The following is a 25,270-nucleotide window of genomic DNA, read 5'->3' as shown; positions in this document are numbered from 1 at the left end:
CTCAGATGGCCAAGCGGATCGACGTCAAAGATCTCAACATCTACTACGGTTCGTTCCACGCCGTGTCGAGCGTGGACCTGACCGTGCTGCCGCGCAGCGTCACCGCCTTCATCGGTCCCTCCGGTTGTGGCAAGTCCACCGTGCTGCGTTCGCTCAACCGCATGCACGAGGTGACCCCGAACGCGCGCGTCGAGGGCGCGGTGCTGCTCGACGGCGAGGACATCTACGGCGCCGCCATCGACCCGGTCGGCGTGCGTCGCACCATCGGCATGGTGTTCCAGCGCCCGAACCCGTTCCCCACCATGTCCATCAAGGACAACGTGGTCGCGGGCCTGAAGCTGCAGGGCGTGCGCAACAAGAAGGAACTCGACGAGGTCGCCGAGCGCTCGCTGCGCGGCGCCAACCTCTGGAACGAGGTCAAGGACCGCCTCGACAAGCCGGGCGGCGGCCTCTCCGGTGGTCAGCAGCAGCGTCTGTGCATCGCCCGCGCCATCGCGGTCTCGCCCGACGTGCTGCTGATGGACGAGCCCTGTTCGGCGCTGGACCCGATCTCCACCCTGGCGATCGAGGACCTGATCACCGAGCTGAAGAAGGAATTCACCATCGTCATCGTCACCCACAACATGCAGCAGGCCGCGCGCGTGAGTGACCAGACCGGTTTCTTCAACCTCGAGGCCCAGGGCAAGCCCGGCAAGCTGATCGAGATCGACGACACCGAGAAGATCTTCTCCAACCCCACCCAGCGCGCCACCGAGGACTACATCTCGGGCCGCTTCGGGTAGACCGCACCAACGAGAAAGCCCCCGCCTCCTGCAAGGAGCGCGGGGGCTTTCTCGTTGGTATCAGGAAACGACGATCCAGCCGTACTTGCCCTGGCCGTACGAGTAGCACAGCCACTTCGTCGAACCCTCGTACTTCGTATTGCCGACGGTGTTCGCGTTGCACGGCGCCGATGGCTGAGCCGTGGCCTGCGGGGCGAGCAATGCCGTGGTCAGGATCGTGGCCACACCGACCAACGCGCCAGCGAAAAATCGTACTTTCATGACGAAACCTCTTCCGTTTCAATAGTTTCCACAGAGGTTCCCCCATCAGAACCCCCCCTTGGTTACGCAGCCTACCGAATTACATTGGGGGCGGCAATGACTCGACGCGAGAAGGAGAAAGCCCCCGTGCTCGGCCGACGAGCACGGGGGCTTTCTCCTTGTCACCTACGAGGTCTCGAGGTCCTCGTCGGACGGGAGCACGCCGGTGACCAGGAAGATCACGCGGCGGCCGATCTCGACGGCGTGGTCGGCGAAGCGCTCGTAGTAGCGGCCGAGCAGGGTGACGTCGACGGCCGAGGCCACGCCGTACTTCCACTCCCGGTCCATCAGCAGGGTGAACAGGTGGCGGTGGAGGTCGTCCATCGCCTCGTCGTCCTGGTTGAGCTGGGCGGCGCGCTCGGGATCGCGGGTCTCGAGCACCTCCTTGGCGCCGGCGCCCATGTTCACGGCGATGCGGCCCATCTCGGCGAAGTAGCCGTTGACGGCCTCCGGCAGGGCGTGGTTGGGGTGGCGACGGCGGGTCACCTTGGCGACGTGCAGCGCCAGCGTGCCCATCCGGTTCACGTCGTTGACGATCTGGATGGCGCTCACGACCTGGCGCAGATCGCCCGCGACGGGCGCCTGCAGCGCGAGCAGCGCGAAGGCCTTCTCCTCGGCCTCGGAGATCATCACCGAGATCCGGTCCTGCTCGCCGATGACCTGTTCGGCCAGCGCGAGGTCGGCCTGCAGCAGCGACTGGGTGGCCTGTTCCATCGCCTGGCCAGCGAGACCGGCCATCTCACCCAGGAGGTTGGCGAGATCGGCCATTTGCTCGTTGTAGATGACACGCATGTTTGCAGACCCTAGTGGGTACCCCCGCCCCTGTCACCCAACGGCGGGTTAATGCCGCATGGCAGTGTCATGCCAGCTCAGCGGGTGGTTCTATTTACAGGTGTCGTCCGCGGCGTTCATGTGCTCGAGGTCGGAGGGCAGGGCCACCGGGCCCGCGCTGTGCGGGGTGCCGATCGGCACGTTCGGCAGCTCGGTTCCGATCGGGGTGGCGGTGCGCACGGTGCCGGCGAAGTCGGTGCCGAGCACGACTTCGATGATGCTGCCGAGCTCGGGCGCTTCCTCCAGGCTCGCGCCGGGGATCGTGCTCGCCACCGTCGCCGCCTCGGCTTCCATGCCGGGGGCGAAGCGGATCTTCGAGCTGGTCGAGGTGCCCCCCGCGTAGTTGCCGGTGCTGTAGATCTGGAAGCCCTGGGCGTCCAGCTTGGTCGCCGCGCGGTTCGCGGCACCGACGGTGCCCGAGCCATTGGAGACCAGGAGCGACATGGTGCTCGGCGCGACCGCGAGCAGCTTCGGCGCGGCGGGCGCCGGGGTGGGGGCCGAGCTCTCGATTTCCGGCGCCTTCACCTCACCGGGCAGGGGCTGGTCGTCGATGACGGCGCGGAAGATGGCTTTGATGTCGGTCTCGCGCGGGATCTCGTTGCCATAGGCGTTGGTGCCGGCGGTCGGGATCGTCAGGAAGGTGACGGCGCCCGCGTCCATCTTCTGCAGCGAGCGGCCGAGCAGCAGCAGGTCCTGCGGCGTCACCTTGTCCACGAAGGTGTGGCTGGTGAAGGCCTGGATGAACCCGTTGAGCTTGCCGGGATCGAACAGCACTTTGCTCGACAGGGCGCCGCGCAGCAGCGAGGCCATGAACTTCTGCTGCCGGTTGATCCGGTCGTAGTCACTGCGTTCCTCGCCGACGACGTGCCGGGCGCGCACGTAGTTGAGTGCGGTCTCGCCCATCACACGCTGCTTGCCGGAGGTCTCCAGGACCGTGCCGAGCACACCGTCGATGATCGGCTTGGTCGAGCACACCTCGACGCCGCCGATCTGATCGACCATGGCCTCGAAGCCCGCGAAGTCGATGCCGATGAAGTGGCCGATGCTCAGACCCGACATCTTGCGGACCACGTCGACCAAGCAGCGCGGACCGCCGCGGGCGTAGACGGCATTGAGCTTGTCGCCCATGGCCGAGGGCATCTTCTCGTCGGTATAGGCGGCCTTCTCGTTGTCCCACCCCGAGCACTGCGGCCGGGTGACATCGAGATCGCGCGGGAACGAGACCACGACCACGCGCGAGCGGTTCTTGGGGATGTGCACCAGCATCACCGTGTCGGCGCGCGAACCCTCGGCGTCGTCGGTGGTGCCGGCGCCCATGTCGGCGTTCACGCCGGCCCTGGTGTCGGTGCCGACGATCAGATAGTTCTCGTCACCGAGCTGCATGTCGCCGTCGAGGACGTCCTCGGTGGTGCCGTCGAGCGCGGAAACCTGGGTGAAGCTGTTGCCGGTGGCGCGCAGGTAGCTCCAGCCGCCGCCGGTGACCACCAGTGTGAGCACCGCGAAGATGGTGAGCGCGACGCGGCCGGCCATCCTGGCCTGCCGATTGCGGCGGCCGTCGGCGCCGGGACGGCGCGGGGGAGCGGCGGACGCGGTCTTGACCGGCTTGGCCCGCTTCGGTGGCTCGGTGACCGCGGGCAGGATGTCGGTGGCGGGGTCGTCGAGCGGTTCGGCGGTCCGGCGGGGCGCGGCCGGTCTGCGGCCGTTGCGCACGGCCTCGGTCGGCAGCGCGGTGGTGGCGGTGCGGTCGGCGGGTGATTCGGCGCGGCGCACGACCGTCTCCTCCACGGGAGGGACGCCTGCGGCGCGCGGTTCGAGCTCGGGACGGGGGGTGGGGCGGGGAGCCTGTTCGCGGGCGCGCCTGCCCGCTCGGGAGCCAGGCGCGGGCTCGTCGCCGGGGGGCCGTCGACGCCTGGTGCGCTCACTGTCGACGCGGTCGACCAAGTCCTGCACCGTCAGCGGCGGCGCGGTGGGGTCCTGCGTCGCGTCCGCGTGCCTGGACCGCCGCGAGCCGCTCTCGGCCTGCTCGGTGGGTTCGGCCTGCGGATAGCGCTCCCAGGGGGCGCGACTTCCGGGCCGGGGCGTTCGCCCACGCCGATCGTCACCCACCAACGAACCTCACTTCTCTAGCTACCGCAGCATGCGCGTCACCGCCCGGCTCCGATTCGTACCGCAGCCGAACGATGTCCGCAATGATAACGATTCCGCCACGAGTAGCCACTCCAGTACGCAAACGAATCGACGGCGAACTCGTTGCACACCGATGACGAGTACCGGTTGACCTCGCGGTACTCAGCCGCCGCTGTGCATCACATCGGCTGCGGTGGGGACGGTGTCGTCCTCGGGGTCGTCGAGCCAGCCGTCGGGGAGGGCGACCTTGGCCTGGGGCGAGCCCTGGCGGCCGCGGGGGCCGAGCGCGTCGGTGGGGAAGGGGACCGAGGGGTCCAGCCGGCCGACGAGGTCCTCGATCTGGGTCAGCTCGGAGACGGTGGCGAAGCTGCGGCGCAGCTGCGAGCCGACCGGGAAGCCCATCAGGTACCAGGCCATGTGCTTGCGGATGTCGCGCATCGCCTTGTCCTCGCCGTCGTGCTCGGCGAGCAGTGTGGCGTGCCGGATCAGGATCTCGCCGACGCGGCCCAGGGTCGGGCCCTCGGGAATCGGCTCGCCGCGCAGCGCGGCGCTGAGTTCGGCGAACAGCCACGGGCGGCCGAGGCAGCCGCGGCCGACGACGACGCCGTCGCAGCCGGTCTCGTTCATCATCCGCAGCGCGTCGTCGGCGGAGAAGATGTCGCCGTTGCCGAGCACGGGAATCGTGGTGACGGCTTCCTTGAGCCGGGCGATGGCCGACCAGTCGGCCGCGCCGGAGTACAGCTGCGCGGCGGTGCGCGCGTGCAGCGCCACCGCGGCCGCGCCCTCGGCCTCGGCGATGCGGCCGGTGTCGAGGTAGGTGAGGTGGTCGTCGTCGATGCCGATGCGGAACTTGAAGGTGACCGGCACACCGGCAGGTTCGGCCGCCGACACCATCTCCTTGACGATGTTGGCGAACAGCCTGCGCTTGTACGGCAACGCGGAACCGCCGCCGAGCCTGGTCACCTTGCGGACCGGGCAGCCCAGGTTCAGGTCGATGTGGTCGGCCCAGCCCTCGCCGACGATGATGCGCACGGCCTCGCCGAGCGTCTTCGGGTCGACGCCGTAGAGCTGCATCGAGCGCGGGCTCTCGCCTTCGTCGAACGACATCATGTGCAGCGTCTTCTCGTTGCGCTCGACCACCGCGCGCGCGGTGATCATCTCGCACACGTAGATCGAGGTGTCGCTGCCGAATTCCCGGCACAGCGTGCGGAAGGCTCGGTTGGTGATGCCCGCCATGGGAGCGAGCACCACCGGCGGGTCGGCCGGGTAGGGCCCGATCCGCAGCGCCGTCGGCGCCTGGGGCATCGTGATAGTCACGTGCGCCATTGTCTCATCACCCGAGGTCGCAGCCCAAAAACGGAGGGTGTCCCCGATCACGGAAACGGCCGGGATCCGGTCGATTCGGGCTGGATGTGATCGATCTCGCTCGATAGATGTTTCGCATGGTTACAGCATCATTTGTGAGCCACGCACGCTGAGCGACGCGGCCGCGCCGTCGTCGCTGATCGATCCGGGTGCCACGCCTCAGTAGCCTGTTACCGCTGGCACCGTCGCCTCCGGCGGTGCGCTGTCCCCACCCCCATCGGAGAAACACCCATGGCCGACGACGCCACCGACCTGACCAAGCCCACCGCCGAGCCGACTCCCGCCCAGCCGGGCAAGGGCACGGTCGCGGTGCAGATCTCGTCGCTGATCGGCGGCGCGGTGATCGCCGTGCTCGCGATCGTCGCGATCGTGCTCGGCGTGCTGCTCGGTTCGGCGCGCTCGGACCTGTCCGAGATGAAGGCGCGCAACGCCGACGACGCCAAGGCCGAGCAGATCGCGCTCGACTACGCCGTCGGCTCGGCGACGCTGAACTACGAGGACGTCGACGCCTGGGTCGCCAAGCTGAAGGCGGGCACCTCGCCGGAGCTGTCGAACAAGTTCGACGCGACCGGCGACAAGCTCGAGCAGATCATCATCCCGCTGAAGTGGACCTCCTCCGCCACGCCGATCACCGCCAAGGTGATGTCGCGCGAGGGCGAGGTCTACAAGGTCGCCGCCTTCGTCGACGTGAGCACCACCAACGCGCAGAACCCCGACGGCCTGCGCAACACGGTCACCTACAACATCACCGTCGACGCGGGCAAGGACTGGAAGATCACCGATGTCGGCAGCACGGACGGCGCTCTGCCGACCAAGTAGGCCCGAAAACGACGAACGCGCCGTCTCCCCGAGGGGAGGCGGCGCGTTCGGTGTGTGGACTAGACCCCGGCCAGCTCGCGCTTCTTGGCCTCACGGGCGAGCATCTTGTCGCGCTGCTCCTCGAACTTGACCACGTCCTGGCCGAGCTTGTCCAGGAAGCCGGCCAGCCGCTCACGGGTGGCCTCGCCGCGCGCGGTGAAGTCGGTGCGCTCGAAGATGTTCCACTTCTTGAGGACCGGCTGGACCACCTCTTCGAGGTGCTGACGCAGGTCGTAGATGCCGTGCTTGGCCATCAGCACGCCGTTGCGACGGAAGTTCGGCATGCCGGCGCCGGGCATCTGGAAGTTCTCGACGATCAGCGAGATGGCCTCGATCGCCTGGTCGGGCGACAGGTCCAGCGCCGCGCCGCAGAGGTTGCGGTAGAAGATCATGTGCAGGTTCTCGTCGGCGGCGACGCGCTGCAGCATGCGGTCGGCGATCGGGTCGTCGCACACCTTGCCGGTGTTGCGGTGGCTCACGCGAGTGGCCAGTTCCTGGAAGGTCACGTAGGCGACCGAGTGCAGGAAGCCGGCGTCGACCTCGGTGGGGGAGGCGAACCCGTTCGTCATGTGGATCATGCGGGCGTTCTCGAGGGCCACCGGATCGACGCCGCGGGTGACCACCAGGTAGTCACGCATCACGATGCCGTGGCGGTTCTCCTCGGCGGTCCAGCGACCGACCCAGGTGCCCCAGGCGCCGTCCTGGGAGAAGTTCTCGGCGATCTCACGGTGGTAGGACGGCAGATTGTCCTCGGTGAGCAGGTTGGTGATCATGGCCGCCTTGGCCACCTCGCTGAGCTTGGACTGCTCAGGATCCCAGTCGATGCCGCCCATGGCGGCGAAGTTGCGGCCCTCATCCCACGGGACGTAGTCGTGGGGATGCCATTCCTTGGCCAGCGACAGGTGCCGGTTGACGTTTTCTTCGGCAACCGGCTCCAACTCCGTGAGTAGTTCGAGTTGAGTCAGATCCCTTGCCATGTAAAAACCCTTCGCTGTCGTGCTTGCGGTCGAACGTCGCGATGCGGCCATACCTTACGGCACCGTAGGTGTGATGCGAAACGCAACAGAGCGGATTTCCGCCGAAGTTGAGCAACGCCACAACCTCGGCCGACGCCGTCTCGTCGTGCTGACGAGTCTAGGTGTTCGGCCCGCAGCGTAGGGACTATCGCTGCGGGCCGCACAGTGTTAGCTCCCGTAACGAAGTCTCAGCGTTTCCCGCCGAGCAGGCCGCCGAGAATGCTGCCGAGCCCGCCGCCGGCGTTCTTGGCCAACGCGTCCCCGATGACGCCGCCGAGCCCGCCCGCGTTGCCGCTGCCGCCGAGCAGACCGCCCAGCAGATCGCCGAGACCGCCACCGCCGGAGGACTGCTGCTGCGGGGCGGGCGCCGCCGCGCCGCCGCCGGTCATCTGCTTGGCGAGGTAGGCCAGCACGATCGGGGCCAGGATCGGCAGCAGCTTGCCGATCAGGTCGTTGCCGCCGGTCCCGCCGGTGCCGCCGAGCGCGCTGATGACGGTGTTCTTCTCGCTGCCGAAGACGTTGTCGACGATCTTCTCGCCGTCGGCCACGTCGACCTGGTTCAGGTCGACGGCGCCTTCGCCCTCGACGAGTCCGCCGTGCTGGTCCAGCGCGCCCATCAGCGAAGCGGCGCCCTGTGGTTCGGAAGCGTTGGCCTGCAGGCCGCCGAGCAGGGTCGGCAGCGCCGCCTGCACGGCCGTGGTTGCGGTCGCCTGGTCGACGCCGAGCTGGTCGGCGATCTGGGCGATCGGTACCTGGGAGAGCAAATCATCGAAGGAAGTCATCGGCTCCGCCTTGTCGAGGGGGCCCGGTAGTGCCCGGGTCGCGCTCAGGGTAGAAGACCGAGATGGCCCGACCGGGGGTTTCGGCGGCGACGGCGCCGTACGCGTCGCCACGTGACGATGGTCACGTGGTGTTGTGGTGCCCCCTGTAGGACTCGAACCTACGACCTAGTGATTAAAAGTCACCAGCTCTACCAACTGAGCTAAAGGGGCGCGGTGGGGAGTCTAGCGGACACCGCGGCGCTGGGCCGAATACCCGTGCGTGAGGCCGGTCGCGCCGGTCGATCCGCCCTGGTAACGAAGAAGGGGACGCCGACGATTCGGTGGTAACCGGCTGGTACCCACCACCGTTCGCACTTCCGGTCGCGGCATGGTATCGAATACTGTTGTAACGCAACAACTTTCGACGAGCAGGGGTTTTGTGGCGGATCTGGTGATGCGGTGCGGGCGCGCGTCCGCCGACCGTCGGGGTGCGTTCGGGGTGGGGTCAACCGGGCTGTGCGCCTGTGGATTTCATAGCCTACGAAACCATTTCGGTAGCGCCCGGTTTGCTGGCCCGGATATCCGTCCCGGTTGTTCGGATGGGTGTTCCATTTGCCGCGTGTCGGCTGGGGAATCCGGGTACGGTGATCGCCTGGTGAATAACGGAACAATCACCGGCGCCGCGATTTCCGATGCCCGGCGCCGGCTGGGAAGTCCCGGAATTCAGCGAGGGTTCGTCCGCGCCGGGGTGCTCGCGAATGGCGCGCGAATCCTCGGCGAAGGGGTCGGCGTCACCGCAAGAGGAGGCGGTTCTCACAGGTAGTTGGGCCCGAGTGTGCACCCCCTGCGGCGCACTCGGGCAGGCGAACTATACCAGCCGGAGGGGTACCGGCTTTCTGCGAGATTTCATACCGAAAGTTTGAATTAAAACCACTATTTTGCGCTGACGGTCCGTTATTGATCGTGAGCGGCGAGAAGGTTCGGAGGCGTTTCGAGCATGGCACGGCAGCAAGAGCGGGCCCGCCGGACACGCGCGGCGATAATCAAGTCCGCGGCCGTCGAGTTCGGGAAGAGCGGATATGCCGCGGCATCGCTCAACCGCATTCTGGAGGGTTCGCGGGCGACCAAGGGGGCGATGTACTTCCACTTCGACTCCAAAGAGGATCTGGCGCGCGCGGTGCTCGACACCGCGGTCGAGCGCTATCGCGCCTGCGCGGAGCGCTGGCTCGCGCGCGCCGACCTGGGCGCGCTCGACGTGCTGCACGGCATGGTCGACGAGATCGCCCTGCGGCTCGAGCACGACACCATCGTCCAGGCCGAGTACCGGCTGGTGATCGAACCCGACTTCCATCGCGACGTGGGCAACGGCGGCGCCCGCATCGTCGGCCGGGCCACCAGGGTCCTCGCCGTGCGCGCGATCGAGGGCGGCCAGCTGCGCGCCGACGCCGATCCTGACCGCTTCACCCGCACCCTCGCCGCGGCCCTCGCCGGCCAGCGCTACCTGGTCGACCCGATCGCCAACGGCACCGCCGCCGACCTCCGGGCCCGCTTCGCCGAGGTGCTGGAGGTTATCGTGGAGTCGATGGCTACCCCGGTGTGGATCCAGCAGTTCCGCGCCGAGGGGTGGCGCACTCACGCGCGTCTGGACGACCTCGGTTTGGGCGCCTGACCAGGCGATTTGGAAGTCCGCACTCACCTGTCATAAGCTATGCGAGCTCCCAACGGAAACGTTGAAAGCCGGTCCGGAGAGATCCGGGACGAGCCCCCTTCGTCTAGCGGCCTAGGACGCCGCCCTTTCAAGGCGGTAGCGCGGGTTCGAATCCCGTAGGGGGTACAGTCTTCGGACTGTGTAGCAGTACAGCAAGGCCCTGTGGCGCAGTTGGTTAGCGCGCCGCCCTGTCACGGCGGAGGTCGCGGGTTCGAGTCCCGTCAGGGTCGCAAGTAAGCGCCGGAGTGATCCGGCGCTTCGCGTATGGCATTCAGTACGGGTGCCTGCGGCCAGGTAGCTCAGTTGGTACGAGCGTCCGCCTGAAAAGCGGAAGGTCGCCGGTTCGATCCCGGCCCTGGCCACTCCTGAAGACCAGCCTTTCGGCTGGTCTTCACTCATTTCCGGGGTCTGTGCCCCGCGTTCGCGGCGTCAGTGCTCGCAGTCGTTGTGAATCGGCGGGCTGTACATCGTTGTGCCACAGGCGAGGCAGGTATGTGTGCGATGGTGGCCGCCGATCCGTCTGCACGGCGTCACGCCGACGAGTGATCGCCCCGGCCCGAGCCGGTGGCCGTTGGAGCAGAAGCGCGGGGCCGGTTCCGTCCAGCACCCGTTGCGCAGGTACGGCCGAATCGAATCGCACATGCGTTCGATTATCCACACCACCGACCGCGCCGCGCGACCGGCGTACCCTCCAGATCGCTCAGCCGAGGTCCCAGACGGTACAGACGCCGTACGACATGTTCGTGTCGGCGAGTGGAGGCGGAAGGCGATTTCGCGGGACTCTCGAAAGTATGACCTGATCGCGGTACCGTCGCGGTTGCAGGACAACCGTTTTGGGGGGATACCGATGACTGCTGATGCCGATGCGCGGCGCGATGAAGCCAAGGTGCTGGAGCGGATCGCGGCCGTCGCCGCCGACGCGGGATTGGGCGGGCATCTGCGGGGGTTCGGTGCGTACACGCCGATGTGGAAGCGGATCGTCCGGCGCTGGGTGTTCGTCGTGGTCGTCGGTGGGTTGGTGGCGTTCGCCGCCGTCAAGGGGGAGACCGGGGTGGTCGTGATCATCGGCGGATTCCTCGTGCTGCCGGTGTTCTTGCCGCTGGTTGTCGTCACGATCAGCGCATGTCGGCACCAGCGCAGATTCCGGGGCGCCAGGCTCGATCTCTACGAGAACGGGTTGGTTCGAACGCAATACGGGCTCGTTCGCGCCGTTCGGTACGACTCGACCCGGCTGTTCCGCCGTCCCAGCCGCACCAATCGCGGCGGCGCCGCGCAGATGACGTTTCGCTACGACCTCACCGACACCACGGGCAGCGAGATCCAGCTGGCCGACGGTTTCGTGCCGCAGCAGGAGTGGGCGCCGATGATCGATCAGGGCATCGTCACCGCCAAGCTGCCCGCCGCGTTGGAGCGGCTGCGCGCCGGCGAACGGCTCGATTTCGGCGAGGTCTGGATCTCGGCCACCGAGGTCGGGGACCGCAAACGGTCGGTGCCCTGGGGGCAGGTGAAGGCGATCAACCTCATGATGAACGACACGTTGTTCGATGTCACCGCCGAGGGCAAGTTCTTCGGCATCGTCGCGGGCGGGGTCGCCGATGTCCAGGATTTCGTGCTCTTCCGGACCCTGGCCGAGCGGCTCCGCACCGAAGCGCGCCGCTGAAGCCGGGTCTCAGTCCGCGGTCTTGGTGGGGATGCGCAGGGCGTTCACCCAGAGGCGGGTGACGGTGAAGACGAGGTCCTCGATGGGGCGGGGGACGCCGTCGAGGAGGCCGTCGGCGGTGACGAAATAGTTGAACGCCAGCCGGCTCACCATGCCGGAGAGGGCACGGGAGGCGAGCATCGGGTCCAGGTCGGGATCGGCGAGGCCGCGCTGCTGCAGGTTCGCGATACTGCGCGCGTTGCGGCTGATGAACGCGTCGGCGCGGACCTGGCGGAGCTTGCTGAACTCCGGGTCGATATTGGCGACCTGCTCTAGCAGGCCCATCAATTTCGCGTTGCGCCGATACGCCTCGAAGTAGGCCATGTTGCTGGCCTCGATGATCGAGGCCGGATCGTCCTCACCGGCGACATGCTCCATCCCGGGATGCATCATGTCTTCCTGGGCGTGCTCCAGGATCGCCGCGAAGATCTCCTCCTTGCTGGCGAAATAGGTGTAGAAGGTGCCCGAGGAGCACTTGGCCTCCTGGGTGATGTCGACCAGCCGGGTATCGAGATAACCCAGCCGCTCGAACACCTTCCGGCCCGCGTCGATCAGCGCGGTCCTGGTACGGAGGCCACGCGGGGTGGCCGGGAGCTCGCGCAACAGCGAGGTGCGCGCCATCGAGGGCGCGCGCTCGCCGTCGGAATCCGCGGGACGTTCCATGCAGTATTTATATCCCGGGCTGGAACACGATCCTGCCGACGGTCTCCCCGTCGCCGAGCCTGCCGAGGCCGTCGGGCACATCGGCGAGCGAAAGCCGTTCGCTGATGAGCGGTTTCACCAGCCCTTCGTCGGCGAGCCGGGTCAGCTCGGCGTGGCAGTCGTGGATGGCCCGCTGGTCGTACTGCTTGTACAGGCCCCAGTGCAGACCGATGATCGAATAGTTCTTGATCAGCGCGTGATTGAGCGCGGGCTGCGGGATGGTGCCGCCGGCGAAGCCGATCACCAGGATGCGGCCCTCGAAGGCGACGCACTTGGTCGACTTGGCGTAGGCGTCGCCGCCGACCGGGTCGTAGATCACGTCGGCGCCGCGGCCGCCGGTGAACTCCTTCACGATCGGCACGAAATCCTCGGTGTGCCGATCGATCACGAGGTCGGCGCCGAGCGCGCGGCAGTAGTCGGCCTTCGCCGCACCGCCGACGACGCCGATCACCTTGGCGCCCGCGGCCTTGCCCAGCTGCACGGCGGTGCTGCCGACGCCGCCCGCCGCCGCGTGCACGAGCAGCGTCTCGCCCGGCAGCAGCCGGGTGCGCCGGTGCAGCGCGAACCAGCTCGTCTGATAGCCGATCACCAGCGCGGCCGCTTCGGCGTCGTCGAGGGATGCCGGTGCGGGGAAGGCGTTCTCCGCGTCGAGGACGGCCAGTTCGGCGAAACCACCGCCGGGCAGGTTCGCGGTGCCGACGATCCGGTCGCCCGGGGCGAACCGGTCGACGCCCGCGCCGACCGCGAGCACCTCACCGCACAGTTCCACGCCGGGCGTGAACGGCAGCGGTGGCTTGATCTGATACTGCCCACGACACAGCAGCACGTCGGGGAAGTTGCCGGGCGCGGCGAGCACGCCGACCAGCACCTGCCCCGGCCCGGCCACCGGATCGTCGACCTCGGTGAGCTGGAGCACGTCGCGTGGTTCGCCGAGCTCGGCGACCTGCCAGGCCTTCATCAGATCTCCTTCTTCGTGTATTTGCGCAGTTCCTGGCGGGCGATGGCGCGCTTGTGCACCTCGTCGGGCCCGTCGGCCAGGCGCAGGGTGCGCAGGTGCGCCCAGGCCGCGGCGAGCGGGAAGTCGTCGGTGACGCCCGCACCGCCGTGCACCTGGATCGCCCGGTCGACGATCTTCAGCGCGATGTTCGGCGCGGCCACCTTGATCGCGGCGATCTCGGTGCGCGCGGCCTTGTTGCCGACGGTGTCCATCAGGTGGGCCGCTTTCAGCGTGAGCAGCCGGATCATCTCGATCTCGATGCGCGCCTCGGCGATCCAGTCCTGGATATTGGCGTTGTCGGCGATCGCCCTGCCGAAGGTCACCCGCTCCTGCGCGCGCTTGCACATCAGTTCCAGCGCGCGTTCGGCCATGCCGATGGTGCGCATGCAGTGATGGATGCGGCCGGGACCGAGCCGGGCCTGGCTGATGGCGAACCCCTCACCCTCGCCCTTCAGCACGTCGGTGACCGGAACCCGCACATCGGTGAAGTCGATCTCGGCGTGCCCGTCGCGATCCTGGTAGCCGAACACCGGGAGCCCACGCAGCAGCGTGATGCCCGGCGCGTCGATCGGGACGACCATCATGGTCTGCTGCCGGTGCGGCGCGGCGGTCGGATCGGTCTTGCCCATCACGATGAGCACCCGGCAGTTCTTGTGCAAAGCGTTCGTGGCGAACCACTTACGACCGTTGAGCACGTAGGAGTCACCGTCGCGCACCATCGAGAGCTCGATGTTGGTGGCGTCGGAGCTGGCCACCCGCGGCTCGGTCATCGCGAAGGCCGAGGCCATGGTGCCCTCGAGCAGCGGCTTCAGGTACTTCTCTTTGTGCTCCTCGGTGCCGAACAGTTCCAGCACCTCCATGTTCCCGGTGTCGGGGGCGTTGCAGTTGCAGGCCTCCGGCGCGAGATGGCTGCGGCCCATGATCTCGGCCAGCGGCGCGTACTCGAGGTTGGTCAGGCCGGGGCCGCGGCCCGGATGCGGGTGGAAGAGGTTCCACAGCCCGCGCCGCTTGGCCTCGGTCTTGAGGTCCTCGAGCACCGGTGGCTGGAAGTGTGGGTCGCCGGAGGCGCGCATCTGCTCCTCGTAGACGGGCTCGGCCGGGTAGACGTGGGTGTCCATGAAGTCGAGCAGGTCTTCCTGGTACCTCTTGGCACGATCGGTGAGGTCGAACATCGTGTTCCTCTCTCGCTCAGTGGGTCTCGGCCAGCAGCGCCGACTGGTAGCGGCGCATGCCGCGCAGCCAGCGGTCGTAGTCGGAGCCCTTGTTGCGGTACATCTCGAGCACCTGGGGGTGCGGCAGGATCAGGAACTGTTCGGCGTCGACGGCGGCCAGCACGATCTCGGCCACCTCGGCGGGCTCGAGCACCTCGCCCGCCGAGACGACCGCCCTGGTGGCGGCGGCGCCGAGCGCTTCGCCCGAATCCCGGCCCGCGTACAGCAGTTTCGTGTTCACGCCCATCGGGCACAGGCAGCTCACGCGCACGCCCTGGTCGCCATAGGTGATGTTCAGCCATTCGGCGAAGCCGACCGCGGCGTGCTTGGTCACCGAGTAGGTGGCCGAGCCGATCTGAGTGAGCAGCCCGGCCGCCGAGGCGGTGCTGACGAAGTAGCCCTCGCCGCGCTCGACCCACCCGGGCACGAGCAGCTGGGCGGCCCTGATGTGGGCGCGCAGGTTCACCGCGAGCGAGAGGTCCCAGTCGTCCTCGGTGGCATCGAGGCCGGCGGCACCGCTGATGCCCGCGTTGGCGAAATACAGGTCGACCGGACCGAATTCGCGCTCGGCCACCGCGATCAGCTCGCGGATCGCGGCCGTGTCGGCGGCATCGGCGCCGACACCGACGGTGGTGCCGGGGTACTCGCCGTTGATCCGCGCCGAGACGGCCAGCGCGGCCACTTCGTCGAGGTCGGCGACCACGACCCGGGCGCCCGCCGCGGCGAGGGCGGTGGCCACGGCGGCCCCGATGCCCGCGCCGCCGCCGGTCACGACGGCTACTTTGTCAGCTACTCGCACTAGGTCTTCCTCACTGGTACAGGTGGACACCGGGCACGGCGGCGGGATCGTCGCGCACCTCGGCCGGATTGGTCTCGCGCAGCAGCCACGCGCTGGCGACGGTGATCAGCGCCATGGCGAGCAGGAACACCGAGACACCGGTGGTGGAGCCGGTGTTCGCGATGATCGCGGTCATCAGGAAGGGCGCGCCGCCGCTGATGGTGATCGCCGCCAGCTGGTAGGCCAGTGACGCGCCCGAGTAGCGCACCCGCGGTTCGAACAGCTCACCCATGAACGCGGCGAGCGGGCCGTAGGTGAGCGCCTGCAGCGCCGAACCCACCCCGACCGCGAGGAACACCGCGTACACGCTGGCGGTGTTGACCAGACCGAAGAACGGGAACGCCCACAGCGCCATGCCGATTCCGCCGACCAGGATCAACGGGCGCCGCCCGATCCGGTCCGAGGCCGCGCCCGCCCACAGGATCACCCCGGTCAGCAGGGCTGAGCACAGCAGCGAGATCGCCAGCAGCGCATTGCGATTCATGCCGAGTTCGGCGGTGCCGTAGCTGAGCAGACCGGCGATGCTCACGTAGAACAGCGAATTGGTCGCCGCGAGCAGCCCGCAGCCGAGCAGGATGGTGCGCCAGTGTCCCTTGACGGCCTCGGCCAGCGGCGCCTGGGCCACGGCGGGTTCCTTCTTCGACGCGGCCTCGGCCTGCAATTCCTTGAACTCGGGGGAGTCCTCGACCCTGGTGTGGATGTAGAGGACCACCGGGAACAGCAGCGCGCTGGCCAGGAACGGCACCCGCCAGCCCCAACTCAGGAACGCGTCGGTCGACAGCGCGGCGGTGGCGCCGAGGAAGACGAGATTGCCCAGGATCAGGCCCAGCGGCACGCCCATCTGCCCGAAGGTGCCTGCGAAGCCGCGTTTCTTCGGGCCCGCGGATTCGGTGAGCAGCAATACGATTCCGCCCCACTGTCCGCCGCAGGCGACGCCCTGCACGAAGCGCAGCGTGACCAGCAGGATGGGGGCGAGCACGCCGATGGTGCCGGTGCTGGGCAGGCAGCCGATCAGGAAGGTGGCCACGCCCATGCCGAGCAGGCAGGCGACGACCACGGGCTTGCGGCCGTACCGGTCACCGAAGTGCCCGGCCAGCACACCGCCGATCGGCCTGGCCACGAACCCCGCCCAGAAGGTGCTGAACGAGAGCAGCGTGCCCATGAGCGCGGAGGCGTCCGGGAAGAACACGTGCGGGAAGACCAGCGCCGCGGCCGTGCCGTAGAGGAAGAAGTCGTACCACTCGATGGAGCTGCCGACCAGACCGGCGGCCAAGAGCTTGCGATGGGCGCGTTTGCGTTCGCTCGCGCTCGGTAGGGGCACCGAGGAGCCGGTCAGTGTGTTGGAGCCGGGCCGCTGTTCGGGGTCGATCATCGTTACTCCTCGATGGATCCGCGGGTGAACATAATAGAAGTTGACGTCAACTTCAAATTAGCGAGCGCTTGCTTAGCTTAGGAGAGCCGGCGCGCCCCCGCTGGAACTCGGCGAAAACGGGTGCCGAGCTGGGCGGGGGCCGCCGTGATCAGGGGAGCAGGGTGGCGATCCAGGCGCGGGTGTCGGCCGGGTCGATCACGTCGTCGAGCTCGAATCCGGTCGCGGCGGTCAGGCCCTTGCCCTGTTGATAGGCCAGCGCCAGCAGCTGCTGGAACAGCGTCTCGCGCTCGTCCGGATCGGCCACGGCGGCCAGTTCCTTGCTGAAACCGAGCCGCACCGCGCCCTCGAGGCCCATCGGCCCGATCTCGCCGGTGGGCCAGGCGACGGTGAAGTTCGGCGCGTGGAAGTGGCCCGCCGCCATGGCCATCGCGCCGAGTCCGTAGCCCTTGCGCAGGATGACCATCCCGAACGGCACCGTCAGCTGGGCGCCCAGTGCGAACAACCTGCTGAACCGGCGCACGGTCGCGGTCTTCTCCGCCTCCGGCCCGACCATGAATCCCGGTGTGTCACACAGCGAGACGACGGGCAGCCCGAACGACTGGCACAGCGTGAGGAATTCGCCCAGCTTGTCCGCGGCCTCGGCGTCGATGGCACCGCCGAGGTGATGACTGCTGTTGGCGACCATCCCGAACGGCTGACCGTGCACCCGCACCAGTGCGGTGACGATCCCGACGCCGTGGTCGGCGCGCAGTTCGAGCACCGAGCCGACGTCGGCGATCGCCTCGATCGCGCGGTGGATGTCGTAGGCGCGCAACCGGTTCTCCGGCACCACGTGCCTGGCCAGGCGCGGGTCCGGCGCCTCGAAGTCGGTGACCGGACCCTGGAAGTAGCTCAGGTACCGCTTGGCCAGCGCGACCGCGTGCGCCTCGTCGCGGGCCACCAGGTCGACCACGCCGTTGCGCCGCTGCACCTCGATCGGGCCGATGTCCTCGGGCTGGTAGGCGCCGAGGCCGCCGCCCTCGATCATCGCCGGACCGCCCATTCCGATATTGGCGTCGGGGGTCGCGATGATGACGTCGCAGACGCCGGCCAGCGCCGCGTTCCCGGCGAAGCAGCGGCCCGACACGATCGACACCAGCGGCACCTGTCCACGCAGGGCGCCGAGCGCGCGGAAGGTGGTCACGTCCAGGCCCATTCCGGTCCAGTCGGTGTCGCCCGGCCTACCGCCGCCGCCCTCGGCGAACAGCACGACCGGGACCCGCTTGCGCGCGGCGAGTTCGAAGGCACGGTCGGTCTTGGCGTGGTTGACCTTGCCCTGGGTGCCGGCGAGCACGGTGTAGTCGTAGGAGATCACCACGGCCTCGGCCTTGGCGAAGCGCTCGGCGCCGATCGTGGCCAGCCCGGTGACCAGGCCGTCGGCGGGGGTGTTGGCGATCAGGTCGTCCTCGCTGCGCCTGCTGCGCTGCGCGGCGACGGCGAGCGCGCCGTACTCGACGAAGCTGCCGGGGTCGACGAGGTCGGCGATGTTCTCCCTGGCCGTGCGGCGCCCGAGCCGATGCCGCTTCGCGACAGCCTCGGGGCGGGCCTCGTCCAGGGTGACGCGATGACGGGCACGGATCTCCTCGACATCGGCGCGCGGCTGGTCCGGATCGAGAACCGGCCCCGCGCTCCCGTCGTCCCCGGCGCCGGTGTGGCTCACGATCACCAGCGGGTCGCCGGGCGCGACGACCTGACCCGGCCGCACCAGTACCCGCACGGCGCGGGCGGCACGCGGCGCGGCGACGACGTGCTGCATCTTCATCGCCTCGAGCACCGCGAGCTGCCCGCCCGCGCCGACCTCGGCGCCCTCGGCCGCGACCTCGACCACGGTGCCCGCCAGCTGGGCGCGCACGGCCTCCTGGCCCGGATACAACTCGACCGGGGCGGCGGCGGCTTCGGCCTGTGGCACGACGAACTCGGTGACCCGCTCCGCGAGGAACCCGGTGGTCGCGACACCCGACTGGAACTCGCTGTCGGACAGGATCTCCCGCAGGAAGCCGATGTTCGTGCCGAGCCCGGTGACGGTGAATTCCGCCAGGGCCGTCGCGGTCTTGCGTGCGGCGGCCGGGAACGACCGGCCGCGGGTGCGGGTGATCACCTTGGCCAGCAGCGAGTCGTAGCGGGGGCTCGGGGTGAGTCCGGGGCGGGCGAAGGTGTCGACGCGGACGCCGGGGCCGGTCGGCGGCGCGAAGGCCGTCAGGGTGCCCGCGGTGGGGACGGCGGAACCGTCGGCCGCCATGGTCTCCATGTTCACGCGCGCCTGGATCGCGATGCCGTCGGCGGCGGCGGGGTCTCCGGTGGTCGTTGTTCCGTCGGAGACGATTCCGGCGGGCAGGTCCAGCTCGTCGAGCGCCGCGCCCCCGGCGATGGCGAGCTGGACGGCGACCAGGTCGACCCCGGTCACCTCCTCGGTCACCGTGTGCTCCACCTGGATACGGGGATTCACCTCCAGGAACACGAATTCCGCTCCGGATACGAGGAATTCGACGGTCGCCAGTCCGCGATAGCCCACCCGCGCGCACAGCCAGGCCGCCGCGGTGTGCAGGTTCCGGCGCAGCGCTTCCGAAAGACCCTGGGCGGGAGCGATCTCGAGCAGTTTCTGATGTCTGCGCTGCACGCTGCAGTCCCGATCGCCCAGCGCGAGCGCGGCGCCGCCCGCGGCGACGATCTGGACCTCGATGTGCCGCGCCCGCTCGAGCAGCGCCTCGGCGAAGACCGCCGGATCGCCGAAGCCGAGCTGGGCCTCGGCGGCGCACTGACGGTAGGCGTCGTCGAGTTCCTCGGCGGCGCGCACCACCCGCATGCCGCGCCCGCCGCCACCGGCCAGCGCCTTGATCATGATCGCGCCGGACTGCTCCTCGAAGAAGGCGCGCACCCGCGCCAGTTCGGTGGGGCCCTCGGTCGCGGGCAGCACCGGCACGTCCGCGGCAGCCGCGGCCCGCCGCGCCGAGGACTTGTCGCCGAACAGGTCGAGGACGGCGGGGTCGGGGCCGAGGAAGGTGCAGTCCGCCGCGGCGCACGCGCGCGCGAATTCCGCGTTCTCGCTGAGGAATCCGTAGCCGGGGTGGAGATGATCGGCGCCGGATTCCTTGACGGCGGCCAGGATGGCGGCCTGGTCGAGATAGGCGGCGGCGCCGGTGCCGGGCAGGGCGATCGCCGTGTCGGCGGCGTGCACGTTCGGGTTGTCGGCGTCGTCCTCGGCGTAGACGGCCACCGTCTCGACGCCGAGTTCGGCGGCGGTGCGGATGATCCGCAGGGCGATCTCGCCGCGGTTGGCGATCAGCAGTCTCACTTGGCGTCCTCGCTGGTGGTGGTGATGTGCTCGGCGAGGGTGAACAGCTCACCCTTGCGGATCTTGCCGGTCGCCGTCATCGGCATCGCGTCCAGGATCTCGACCAGCGGCACCTTGTAGCCGGCCATGTTCTGCCCGGCCCAGTCCCGCAGTTCACCCGCGGTGACGGCTGATCCGGGCCGCAGTTGCACGAAGGCGAGGGGCACCTGGCCGCGCCGCGCGTCCGGCGCGGGGACCACGCCCACCGTCTGCACCTCCGGGTGCAACGTCAGCAGCGACTCCACCTCCGACGGGAAGACGCTCATGCCGTTGACCTTGATCATCTCCTTGTTGCGAGCCAGATAGTGCAGCGCGCCACGCTCGTTCAGCTTGCCCACGTCGCCGGTGTGCAGCCAGCCCTCGCGCAGCGTCTCGGCGGTGGCCTCGGGCTTGCCGTAGTAGCGGGTCAGGATCGAGGGGCTGCGGACGATGATCTGGCCCTCCTGGCCGATCGGCACCGGGGCGCCGTGCTCGTCGACGATCAGGATGTCGGTGCCGGGCACCGGCAGGCCACAGAACACCGGCTCGCTGCGCAGGTCGTAGTCGTCGTCCTGCAGGCCGAGGGTGAAGGTGTCGGCGGTGTGCGTCTCGGTCATGCCGTAGCTGGCCTCGCGCAGGGTGGTGCCTGCCGCCGCGCGCCAGCGGGCCCTGATCTCGGCGTTCAGTTTCACCACGAAGGAGACGCCGGTGGTGTTCTCCAGCGCGTCGAGCGTGGCCGGGTCGAAGGCGGGGTGCTCCATCATCTCGACGTAGTTGTCGATCATGCCGATCATCGAGGCGACCTTGTAGCGGCTCAGCAGGGTCAGCGCGGTCGCGGCGTCCCACCGGTTCATCAGCACCGCGGTGCCGCCGCCGATCAGTGGGAACAGGATGCCGAAGTCCTCGCCGGCGATCCAGAACACGGGCAGGAAGTTCAGCACCGCCCGCGGTGGGCCGTCCAGCGCGAAGCCGTTGGCGATGCTCGCGGTGGCTGCGGTGTAGACCATGTGGCGCTGGGTGTGCTCGCAGCCCTTGGGCATTCCGGTCGTGCCGCCGGTGTAGTTCAGTGCGGCCAGGGCGTCGGGATCGGCGGGTCGTGCTGGGGCGCGGGGACTTTCGACGATCTCGTGCCAGTCGGTGTGCACGGGTGTGGTGGCGAAGGGCGGCGGCACGGCGGGCTCGGCGGTGAACATGTCGGCGAGCGCGGTGACGGCGACCAGCCGCACCGGCGTCTCGACGCGCACCTGTGCGACCAGCGGGGCCAGATCGGCCTGGGCGAGCAGGACCGTCACGCCGGCGTCGACGAGTTCGTGGCGCAGTTCGTGCGCGCGGAACAGCGGATTGATCGGCACGTGCACCGCGCCGGCCTTCAGGATCCCGAGCATGGCGATCAGGAACTGCGGACAGTTGCCGAGGAACACCCCGATCCGGTCACCCGGCTCGACGCCGTTGGCCAGCAGCCAGCCCGCGACACGGTCGGACAGTTCGTCGTATTCGGCGTAGCTGATGTCGCGCCCATAGAACGCGATGGCGGTGACCTCGGGTCGCACACGCGCCCAGTGCCGCAGATAGTCGACGATCGCCATGGAGTCGATCGGATACGTCACCGCGCGCGGTACGGCGGCGGGCCAGGCGGCCGCCTGCACGGCCCTGATCTCCGCGAGCGCCTCGGCGTAATCGGGCGAGACGGCGGCGGCGGGTTCGACGGTCATGGGCACATCCGTTCCGGTACTTGGGTTATCGGGTGAAGCCGATCAATCGCTCGGCGATGGCGATGTGATCGGTGATGAACTGTTCGCGCTCCTCGGCGTCGGCCCCGGCGACGCGCGAGGCGCCGATCAGCAGCGCGTCGGCGAGCGCCTCGACGATGCGCGGCAGCGGCGCGCACGGATCGATGCCCGCCTCGGGCTCGACCCGGGTGAGGTACCCGGTGAACCGCGTGCGCAGCCGGGTGCGCACCCGGGACCACTGCGCGCCGATCGCGGGGTCGATCCCGGCCCGGTGCTCGATCAGGGTCACCAGCGCGCCGTTGGCGAAGACCGCCTCGGCGAAGGCCCGCGTGGTGGCCGCGACCACCTCGCGCGGCGCGGTGCGCTCGGTGTCGACCACGAACTGCGCCTCGTGGAACTGCGCGCACACCCGCTCGGTGATGGCGCCGAAGATCTCGTCCTTGGAGGAGAAGTAGGCGTAGAACGTGGCCCGGGAGACCCCGGACCTGGTGGTGACGGTCTCCACCGAGGTCTGGTCGTAGCCGAGTTCGGCGAAACAGTGTGCCGCCGCGTCGAGCAGTTCGCCGCGACGCGGTCCGGCGCTGTCCTTGCGCGCCGAGCGCGCTCGCTCCTGCGCTTCGCTTGTGGTCACGGTCACAGTGTTGTTGACGTTGACGTCAATGTCAACAGTCGAATCCTGACGCGACCTGCGCGGTTACCGTCGAGGGCCCGTCTCGGGGTAGAGTCCTCCCGCACGCAGCGATGCGGCACGGCCCTGTGGCGCAGTTGGTTAGCGCGCCGCCCTGTCACGGCGGAGGTCGCGGGTTCGAGTCCCGTCAGGGTCGCAAAAGAAATCCCCTCGCCCGTTCCGGGTCGAGGGGATTTTCGCTATCTGCGATGGTCGATGCTGGTTATCCGATACCGGCCGGGCGCCACCTCGGCGGTCCGCATGGTCTGCTGGATCTTCTCGATCGCGGCCTCGCCGGGCCACTGCTGCTGGACGGTGACGTTCCAGAGCGTGGGGTCGGTGGCGTCGGCCCTGGTGATGTGGATGCAGTACTTCACGCCGGTCGGGAAGGTGGCGATGCCCGCCGCGAGCGCGGCCTCGTCGCCGACGTGGGCGTCGTCGGTGACGTAGGTGCGGGCCTTGGCGGCGTCGCGATCCACGTAGTAGCTGTACTCGAAGCCGAGGATCGCGCCCTGGGGCGAGGCGGTGTCGCCGCGTTCGGCGCTGATGGTGATGGACTGGCTGCGGAACGACTCGCAACCCGCCACGGCGTGCGCGGGCGGCGGCGCGACCGCGGTCTGGGTGGGCGCCGTGGTGGGCGCGCCGGCGACAGCCGCCTGCTGGGTGGACCCGGACTTCTCGTCGGGACCGAGGAAGATCGTCGCCGCCACCCCGACGAGCAGCACGAACAGCAGCGCGCCGACGATGCCCTTCACCGCGGCCGCCGCCTTCGCCCGGCCGTGCGGATCGTCGTAGCGCTCGTCGTCGTACTTCTTGCGCGGTCGCCTGCTGATCGGGCCGCCGCCACCGAAGTCCTTGAGGCGCGGCAGCACCGGCATCTCGACCCGGTCTCCGCTCTGCTCGGTCGCGGTGGTGGTGGCCCAGTCGTTCCAGTCGACCTCGTCGGGGCGCTGCGGGGCGGGCTCGACCGGCGCGTCGCTGTGCCAGTCGTTCCAGTCGCCGGTGAAGCCGTCCTCGTCGGCGGGATCGCGGTAGATCGGCTGGGTCAGGGCGTGCGGATCGCCCTCGGGCACTTCGGTATAGGGCTCCGGCTCCGGGGGCGGCCAGGTCTCCGGATTGGTGCCGATGGTCTGCGGCTCGGCCTCACGCCTGCGCCGGCGACGCCGTTTGCCCTGGGGGCGACGGCGCGCCGGCTCCGGCGACGACAGATAGGCGCCGAACGGGTTGTCCATCCGCCACGACCTACGCGGTCGCCGGGACGACTCCCGGCTGCCCGTGCTTCGGGGCGGCCGACGGGCGTTCGGTCTCCTGATCCTGTTGGGGGCGCGCGGCGGGCGGAATCACCCCGGACTGGACCGGCGGTTGCTGCGCCGCGGGGGCCGGTGCGGGGTTGCTGTTCTGTTGTGGCGCTTCGACAGCCGGGGTCGACGGGCCCTGGGTGGAGGGCGCCGCCGGGGCCGGCTTGGTCGAATTGTTGGTGGTGCCACCGCCGGTGGACGGTTCGGGCTTGGCGGTGGTGTCGCCGTTGCCGAGCCCGGCGAACAGGCCGCCGCCGGAGGTGCCGCCGCTGGTCGACGGGGTGGTCGGCGTGCTCGGTGTGGTCGTGGCGGGCGAGGTCTGGGCGCTCTCGGCGCCGGTGACGTTCGCGGCCAGCGTGTCGATGCCGGTGGTCGCGAGTTCGGCGCCCTTGTCGATCCCGTGCATCGCCACCTCGGCGATCTTGTCGATCAGGTGTGTGCCGAAGGTCACACCGGCGTCGATGGCCGCGGTGCCCAGCGACACACCGCCGTCGATCAGGGCCTCCTGCAACGCGATCTGCGCGGCCGTCGCCGGATCGGTGGTGGTGCTGCTGTCGGAATCCCAGCTGTCGGTGGAGGTGCCGCCGGTGCCGAGGACGTAGACGCCCGGCGCCACCTCGGTCGCGCCCGCGGGCACGGTGACCCCGTTGGTGCCGTCGAGGTCGGAGGTCAGTTCCCTGGTGTTGCGGGTGTAGCCGTCCATCTCCGTGCTCGCCGTCCCGACCACGCCGACGGCCTCGGTGATCGCCTCCTCGGCGAGTTCGACGATCGCGTCGAGGTTGTTGCCGTTCACCGCCGGCGCCGCCGCCTTGGCCTTGGCGCGGAAGTCGGCGATGATCGCGTCGACCTTGGCCGCCGCGCTCGCCTGCGTCGAATGCGCCTGGCCCAGCAGGGTGCTCAGGCGCTGGCCGCGGTCGGCCGCCGCGGAGACCTCGGTCGCGGTCCGGCGCAGCGCGGGCGTGGCCGGGGCCGCGGTCTCGGTGGATTCCAGGGCGTAGAGGCCGAGGCGGTGGGGGTCCTCGGTGGCGCTGGTCGCGGTGGAGGCCGAGGTCAGCGCGGCCACGACGTCGGCGTCGGGGTCGGCGGAGGTGTTGGTGCCCAGCGATTTCCGTAACTCCAGCAGTGGCACCTCGAGCAGGGCGACCACCGGGGCGATCTTGGCCTCGGCCTCGGCGGGCGAGATCGTGCTGAGCGTGGTCTCGGTGGCCAGCGATTTCGTGCGCATCACGCCACCTCGGTCTCGACGGCGCCCAGGTCGCCCGCCAGGCCGGTATCGATCCCGGTGACGGTGGCGCCGAAGCGATTCAGGATGTCCTGATAGGCCGTGACCAGGTTGCCCGCCGTGCTCAAGGTCGACGCGTGCGCCCCCGCCGCCGCCGTCCAGGCCGCCGCGAACTCCCGCCCGAGCACCCCGAGCCCGGACAGGTCGGCCCCCGCCGCGGTGGTGGTGTTGGTGGCCGCTTCTCCGAGTAGATCTGCGACCCGAGCTGCAGCGCGCTGATAAGCGTCGAGCGCTGATGGGTCGAATGACATTTCCGCCACGATGTCTTCCCCTTCACGATCGCGGGTGCTCGTCGGGCACTCCCGGCACGAAAAGCGTAACCAGCAAGCGCCCCCAGGGTGCAAGGTTCGTTTCCGAGGCGTCGGTGACCGGCGGGT

At 69.2% G+C, this 25,270-nt stretch carries 21 protein-coding genes and 5 tRNA genes; 8 read left to right on the top strand and 18 right to left on the bottom strand.

Annotated features, from left to right (window positions below):
- The first annotated feature begins 5 nt into the window (after positions 1–5).
- Positions 6–782 carry a phosphate ABC transporter ATP-binding protein PstB gene (gene pstB / locus DFR69_RS11160; RefSeq protein WP_110037374.1) on the top strand — a complete coding sequence of 259 codons (777 nt, stop codon included), beginning with the start codon at positions 6–8 and terminating at the stop codon, positions 780–782.
- A gap of 60 nt (positions 783–842) precedes the next feature.
- Here the strand turns inward: pstB and DFR69_RS33925 are convergent, their stop codons facing one another.
- From DFR69_RS33925 to dusB, 4 genes are all read right to left on the bottom strand, one after another.
- Positions 843–1,043, bottom strand: a complete 201-nt coding sequence (locus tag DFR69_RS33925) for a hypothetical protein (protein WP_146229253.1) — start codon at positions 1,041–1,043, stop codon at positions 843–845.
- Between the two features lie 165 nt (positions 1,044–1,208).
- On the bottom strand, positions 1,209–1,874 hold the full coding sequence (gene phoU, locus DFR69_RS11155) for a phosphate signaling complex protein PhoU (RefSeq protein WP_110037373.1): 666 nt from the start codon (positions 1,872–1,874) through the stop codon (positions 1,209–1,211).
- A 90-nt stretch (positions 1,875–1,964) separates the two neighbouring features.
- A complete protein-coding gene (locus DFR69_RS11150) occupies positions 1,965–4,019 on the bottom strand; it encodes an LCP family glycopolymer transferase (RefSeq protein ID WP_110037372.1) in 2,055 nt (684 codons plus the stop codon).
- A gap of 183 nt (positions 4,020–4,202) precedes the next feature.
- On the bottom strand, positions 4,203–5,366 hold the full coding sequence (gene dusB, locus DFR69_RS11145; protein ID WP_186817337.1) for a tRNA dihydrouridine synthase DusB: 1,164 nt from the start codon (positions 5,364–5,366) through the stop codon (positions 4,203–4,205).
- A gap of 270 nt (positions 5,367–5,636) precedes the next feature.
- Here dusB and DFR69_RS11140 point away from each other — a divergent pair, with 270 nt between their 5' ends.
- Positions 5,637–6,224, top strand: a complete 588-nt coding sequence (locus tag DFR69_RS11140) for a hypothetical protein (RefSeq protein ID WP_110037371.1) — start codon at positions 5,637–5,639, stop codon at positions 6,222–6,224.
- 59 nt (positions 6,225–6,283) lie between these two features.
- Here DFR69_RS11140 and DFR69_RS11135 read toward each other — a convergent pair whose 3' ends face one another.
- From DFR69_RS11135 to DFR69_RS11125, 3 genes are all read right to left on the bottom strand, one after another.
- Positions 6,284–7,240, bottom strand: coding sequence for an acyl-ACP desaturase (locus DFR69_RS11135; protein ID WP_110037370.1), 957 nt, complete (start codon positions 7,238–7,240; stop codon positions 6,284–6,286).
- 227 nt (positions 7,241–7,467) lie between these two features.
- On the bottom strand, positions 7,468–8,061 hold the full coding sequence (locus DFR69_RS11130; RefSeq protein WP_110037369.1) for a DUF937 domain-containing protein: 594 nt from the start codon (positions 8,059–8,061) through the stop codon (positions 7,468–7,470).
- Positions 8,062–8,195: 134 nt separating this feature from the next.
- Positions 8,196–8,271, bottom strand: a tRNA-Lys gene (locus DFR69_RS11125).
- A 766-nt stretch (positions 8,272–9,037) separates the two neighbouring features.
- Here DFR69_RS11125 and DFR69_RS11120 point away from each other — a divergent pair.
- From DFR69_RS11120 to DFR69_RS11100, 5 genes are all read left to right on the top strand, one after another.
- Positions 9,038–9,709, top strand: a complete 672-nt coding sequence (locus tag DFR69_RS11120; protein ID WP_110037368.1) for a TetR/AcrR family transcriptional regulator — start codon at positions 9,038–9,040, stop codon at positions 9,707–9,709.
- Between the two features lie 92 nt (positions 9,710–9,801).
- Positions 9,802–9,874: transfer RNA gene (locus DFR69_RS11115), tRNA-Glu, on the top strand.
- Positions 9,875–9,904: 30 nt separating this feature from the next.
- A tRNA-Asp gene (locus DFR69_RS11110) sits at positions 9,905–9,978 on the top strand.
- A 58-nt stretch (positions 9,979–10,036) separates the two neighbouring features.
- A tRNA-Phe gene (locus DFR69_RS11105) sits at positions 10,037–10,110 on the top strand.
- 278 nt (positions 10,111–10,388) lie between these two features.
- Positions 10,389–11,408 (top strand): DUF6585 family protein, encoded by a 1,020-nt coding sequence (locus tag DFR69_RS11100; protein ID WP_146229252.1) that lies wholly within the window; start codon positions 10,389–10,391, stop codon positions 11,406–11,408.
- Positions 11,409–11,417: 9 nt separating this feature from the next.
- Here the strand turns inward: DFR69_RS11100 and DFR69_RS11095 are convergent, their stop codons facing one another.
- From DFR69_RS11095 to DFR69_RS11060, 8 genes are all read right to left on the bottom strand, one after another.
- Entirely contained in the window at positions 11,418–12,110 is a 693-nt protein-coding gene (locus tag DFR69_RS11095) for a TetR/AcrR family transcriptional regulator (protein ID WP_208643950.1), read from the bottom strand.
- A gap of 7 nt (positions 12,111–12,117) precedes the next feature.
- Positions 12,118–13,107, bottom strand: a complete 990-nt coding sequence (locus DFR69_RS11090; RefSeq protein ID WP_110037366.1) for an NADPH:quinone oxidoreductase family protein — start codon at positions 13,105–13,107, stop codon at positions 12,118–12,120.
- The gene (locus DFR69_RS11085; RefSeq protein ID WP_110037365.1) at positions 13,107–14,318 is read right to left on the bottom strand and encodes an acyl-CoA dehydrogenase family protein; all 1,212 of its coding nucleotides are present in this window, start codon (positions 14,316–14,318) and stop codon (positions 13,107–13,109) included. The genes DFR69_RS11090 and DFR69_RS11085 overlap by 1 nt, the downstream gene beginning before the upstream one ends.
- 16 nt (positions 14,319–14,334) lie before the next feature.
- Complete coding sequence (locus tag DFR69_RS11080; protein WP_110037364.1) at positions 14,335–15,156, bottom strand: SDR family oxidoreductase; 822 nt, start codon at positions 15,154–15,156, stop codon at positions 14,335–14,337.
- A gap of 10 nt (positions 15,157–15,166) precedes the next feature.
- Positions 15,167–16,567, bottom strand: a complete 1,401-nt coding sequence (locus DFR69_RS11075; RefSeq protein WP_110037363.1) for an MFS transporter — start codon at positions 16,565–16,567, stop codon at positions 15,167–15,169.
- Between the two features lie 148 nt (positions 16,568–16,715).
- Positions 16,716–19,898: an acetyl-CoA carboxylase family protein gene (locus DFR69_RS11070; RefSeq protein ID WP_110037362.1), complete on the bottom strand. Its 3,183-nt coding sequence runs from the start codon at positions 19,896–19,898 to the stop codon at positions 16,716–16,718.
- Positions 19,895–21,628, bottom strand: a complete 1,734-nt coding sequence (locus DFR69_RS11065; protein ID WP_110037361.1) for an AMP-binding protein — start codon at positions 21,626–21,628, stop codon at positions 19,895–19,897. Before DFR69_RS11065 ends, DFR69_RS11070 begins: the two co-directional genes overlap by 4 nt.
- Positions 21,629–21,653: 25 nt before the next feature.
- Positions 21,654–22,277 (bottom strand): TetR/AcrR family transcriptional regulator, encoded by a 624-nt coding sequence (locus DFR69_RS11060; protein ID WP_425271598.1) that lies wholly within the window; start codon positions 22,275–22,277, stop codon positions 21,654–21,656.
- A gap of 119 nt (positions 22,278–22,396) precedes the next feature.
- On the opposite strand from DFR69_RS11060, the gene DFR69_RS11055 reads away from it, so the two are divergent.
- Positions 22,397–22,470 (top strand) — tRNA-Asp (locus tag DFR69_RS11055).
- A 43-nt stretch (positions 22,471–22,513) separates the two neighbouring features.
- Here DFR69_RS11055 and DFR69_RS11050 read toward each other — a convergent pair.
- Genes DFR69_RS11050 through DFR69_RS11040 form a run of 3 tightly spaced genes read right to left on the bottom strand, consistent with a single transcriptional unit; the run spans position 22,514 to position 25,144 of the window.
- The gene (locus tag DFR69_RS11050) at positions 22,514–23,545 is read right to left on the bottom strand and encodes a DUF8176 domain-containing protein (RefSeq protein WP_110037359.1); all 1,032 of its coding nucleotides are present in this window, start codon (positions 23,543–23,545) and stop codon (positions 22,514–22,516) included.
- 10 nt (positions 23,546–23,555) lie between these two features.
- Positions 23,556–24,836 carry a hypothetical protein gene (locus DFR69_RS11045; protein WP_110037358.1) on the bottom strand — a complete coding sequence of 427 codons (1,281 nt, stop codon included), beginning with the start codon at positions 24,834–24,836 and terminating at the stop codon, positions 23,556–23,558.
- A complete protein-coding gene (locus tag DFR69_RS11040) occupies positions 24,836–25,144 on the bottom strand; it encodes a hypothetical protein (protein WP_110037357.1) in 309 nt (102 codons plus the stop codon). Before DFR69_RS11040 ends, DFR69_RS11045 begins: the two co-directional genes overlap by 1 nt.
- Positions 25,145–25,270: the final 126 nt, after the last annotated feature.

This window comes from Nocardia neocaledoniensis (assembly GCF_003182135.1).
Taxonomy (GTDB): domain Bacteria; phylum Actinomycetota; class Actinomycetes; order Mycobacteriales; family Mycobacteriaceae; genus Nocardia; species Nocardia neocaledoniensis.
This window is presented reverse-complemented; position numbering and strand designations above follow the sequence as displayed.

Excerpts from the sequence above, each read along its gene's own strand:
- DFR69_RS11130 (WP_110037369.1), bottom strand. The coding sequence starts at position 8,061 with ATGACTTCCTTCGATGATTTGCTCTCCCAGGTACCGATCGCCCAGATC.
- DFR69_RS33925 (WP_146229253.1), bottom strand. The coding sequence starts at position 1,043 with ATGAAAGTACGATTTTTCGCTGGCGCGTTGGTCGGTGTGGCCACGATC.
- DFR69_RS11065 (WP_110037361.1), bottom strand. The coding sequence starts at position 21,628 with ATGACCGTCGAACCCGCCGCCGCCGTCTCGCCCGATTACGCCGAGGCG.
- pstB (WP_110037374.1), top strand. The coding sequence starts at position 6 with ATGGCCAAGCGGATCGACGTCAAAGATCTCAACATCTACTACGGTTCG.
- phoU (WP_110037373.1), bottom strand. The coding sequence starts at position 1,874 with ATGCGTGTCATCTACAACGAGCAAATGGCCGATCTCGCCAACCTCCTG.
- DFR69_RS11120 (WP_110037368.1), top strand. The coding sequence starts at position 9,038 with ATGGCACGGCAGCAAGAGCGGGCCCGCCGGACACGCGCGGCGATAATC.
- DFR69_RS11075 (WP_110037363.1), bottom strand. The coding sequence starts at position 16,567 with ATGATCGACCCCGAACAGCGGCCCGGCTCCAACACACTGACCGGCTCC.
- DFR69_RS11090 (WP_110037366.1), bottom strand. The coding sequence starts at position 13,107 with ATGAAGGCCTGGCAGGTCGCCGAGCTCGGCGAACCACGCGACGTGCTC.
- DFR69_RS11135 (WP_110037370.1), bottom strand. The coding sequence starts at position 7,240 with ATGGCAAGGGATCTGACTCAACTCGAACTACTCACGGAGTTGGAGCCG.
- dusB (WP_186817337.1), bottom strand. The coding sequence starts at position 5,366 with ATGGCGCACGTGACTATCACGATGCCCCAGGCGCCGACGGCGCTGCGG.
- DFR69_RS11050 (WP_110037359.1), bottom strand. The coding sequence starts at position 23,545 with ATGGACAACCCGTTCGGCGCCTATCTGTCGTCGCCGGAGCCGGCGCGC.
- DFR69_RS11040 (WP_110037357.1), bottom strand. The coding sequence starts at position 25,144 with ATGTCATTCGACCCATCAGCGCTCGACGCTTATCAGCGCGCTGCAGCT.
- DFR69_RS11140 (WP_110037371.1), top strand. The coding sequence starts at position 5,637 with ATGGCCGACGACGCCACCGACCTGACCAAGCCCACCGCCGAGCCGACT.
- DFR69_RS11100 (WP_146229252.1), top strand. The coding sequence starts at position 10,389 with ATGCGTTCGATTATCCACACCACCGACCGCGCCGCGCGACCGGCGTAC.
- DFR69_RS11045 (WP_110037358.1), bottom strand. The coding sequence starts at position 24,836 with ATGCGCACGAAATCGCTGGCCACCGAGACCACGCTCAGCACGATCTCG.
- DFR69_RS11085 (WP_110037365.1), bottom strand. The coding sequence starts at position 14,318 with ATGTTCGACCTCACCGATCGTGCCAAGAGGTACCAGGAAGACCTGCTC.
- DFR69_RS11095 (WP_208643950.1), bottom strand. The coding sequence starts at position 12,110 with ATGGAACGTCCCGCGGATTCCGACGGCGAGCGCGCGCCCTCGATGGCG.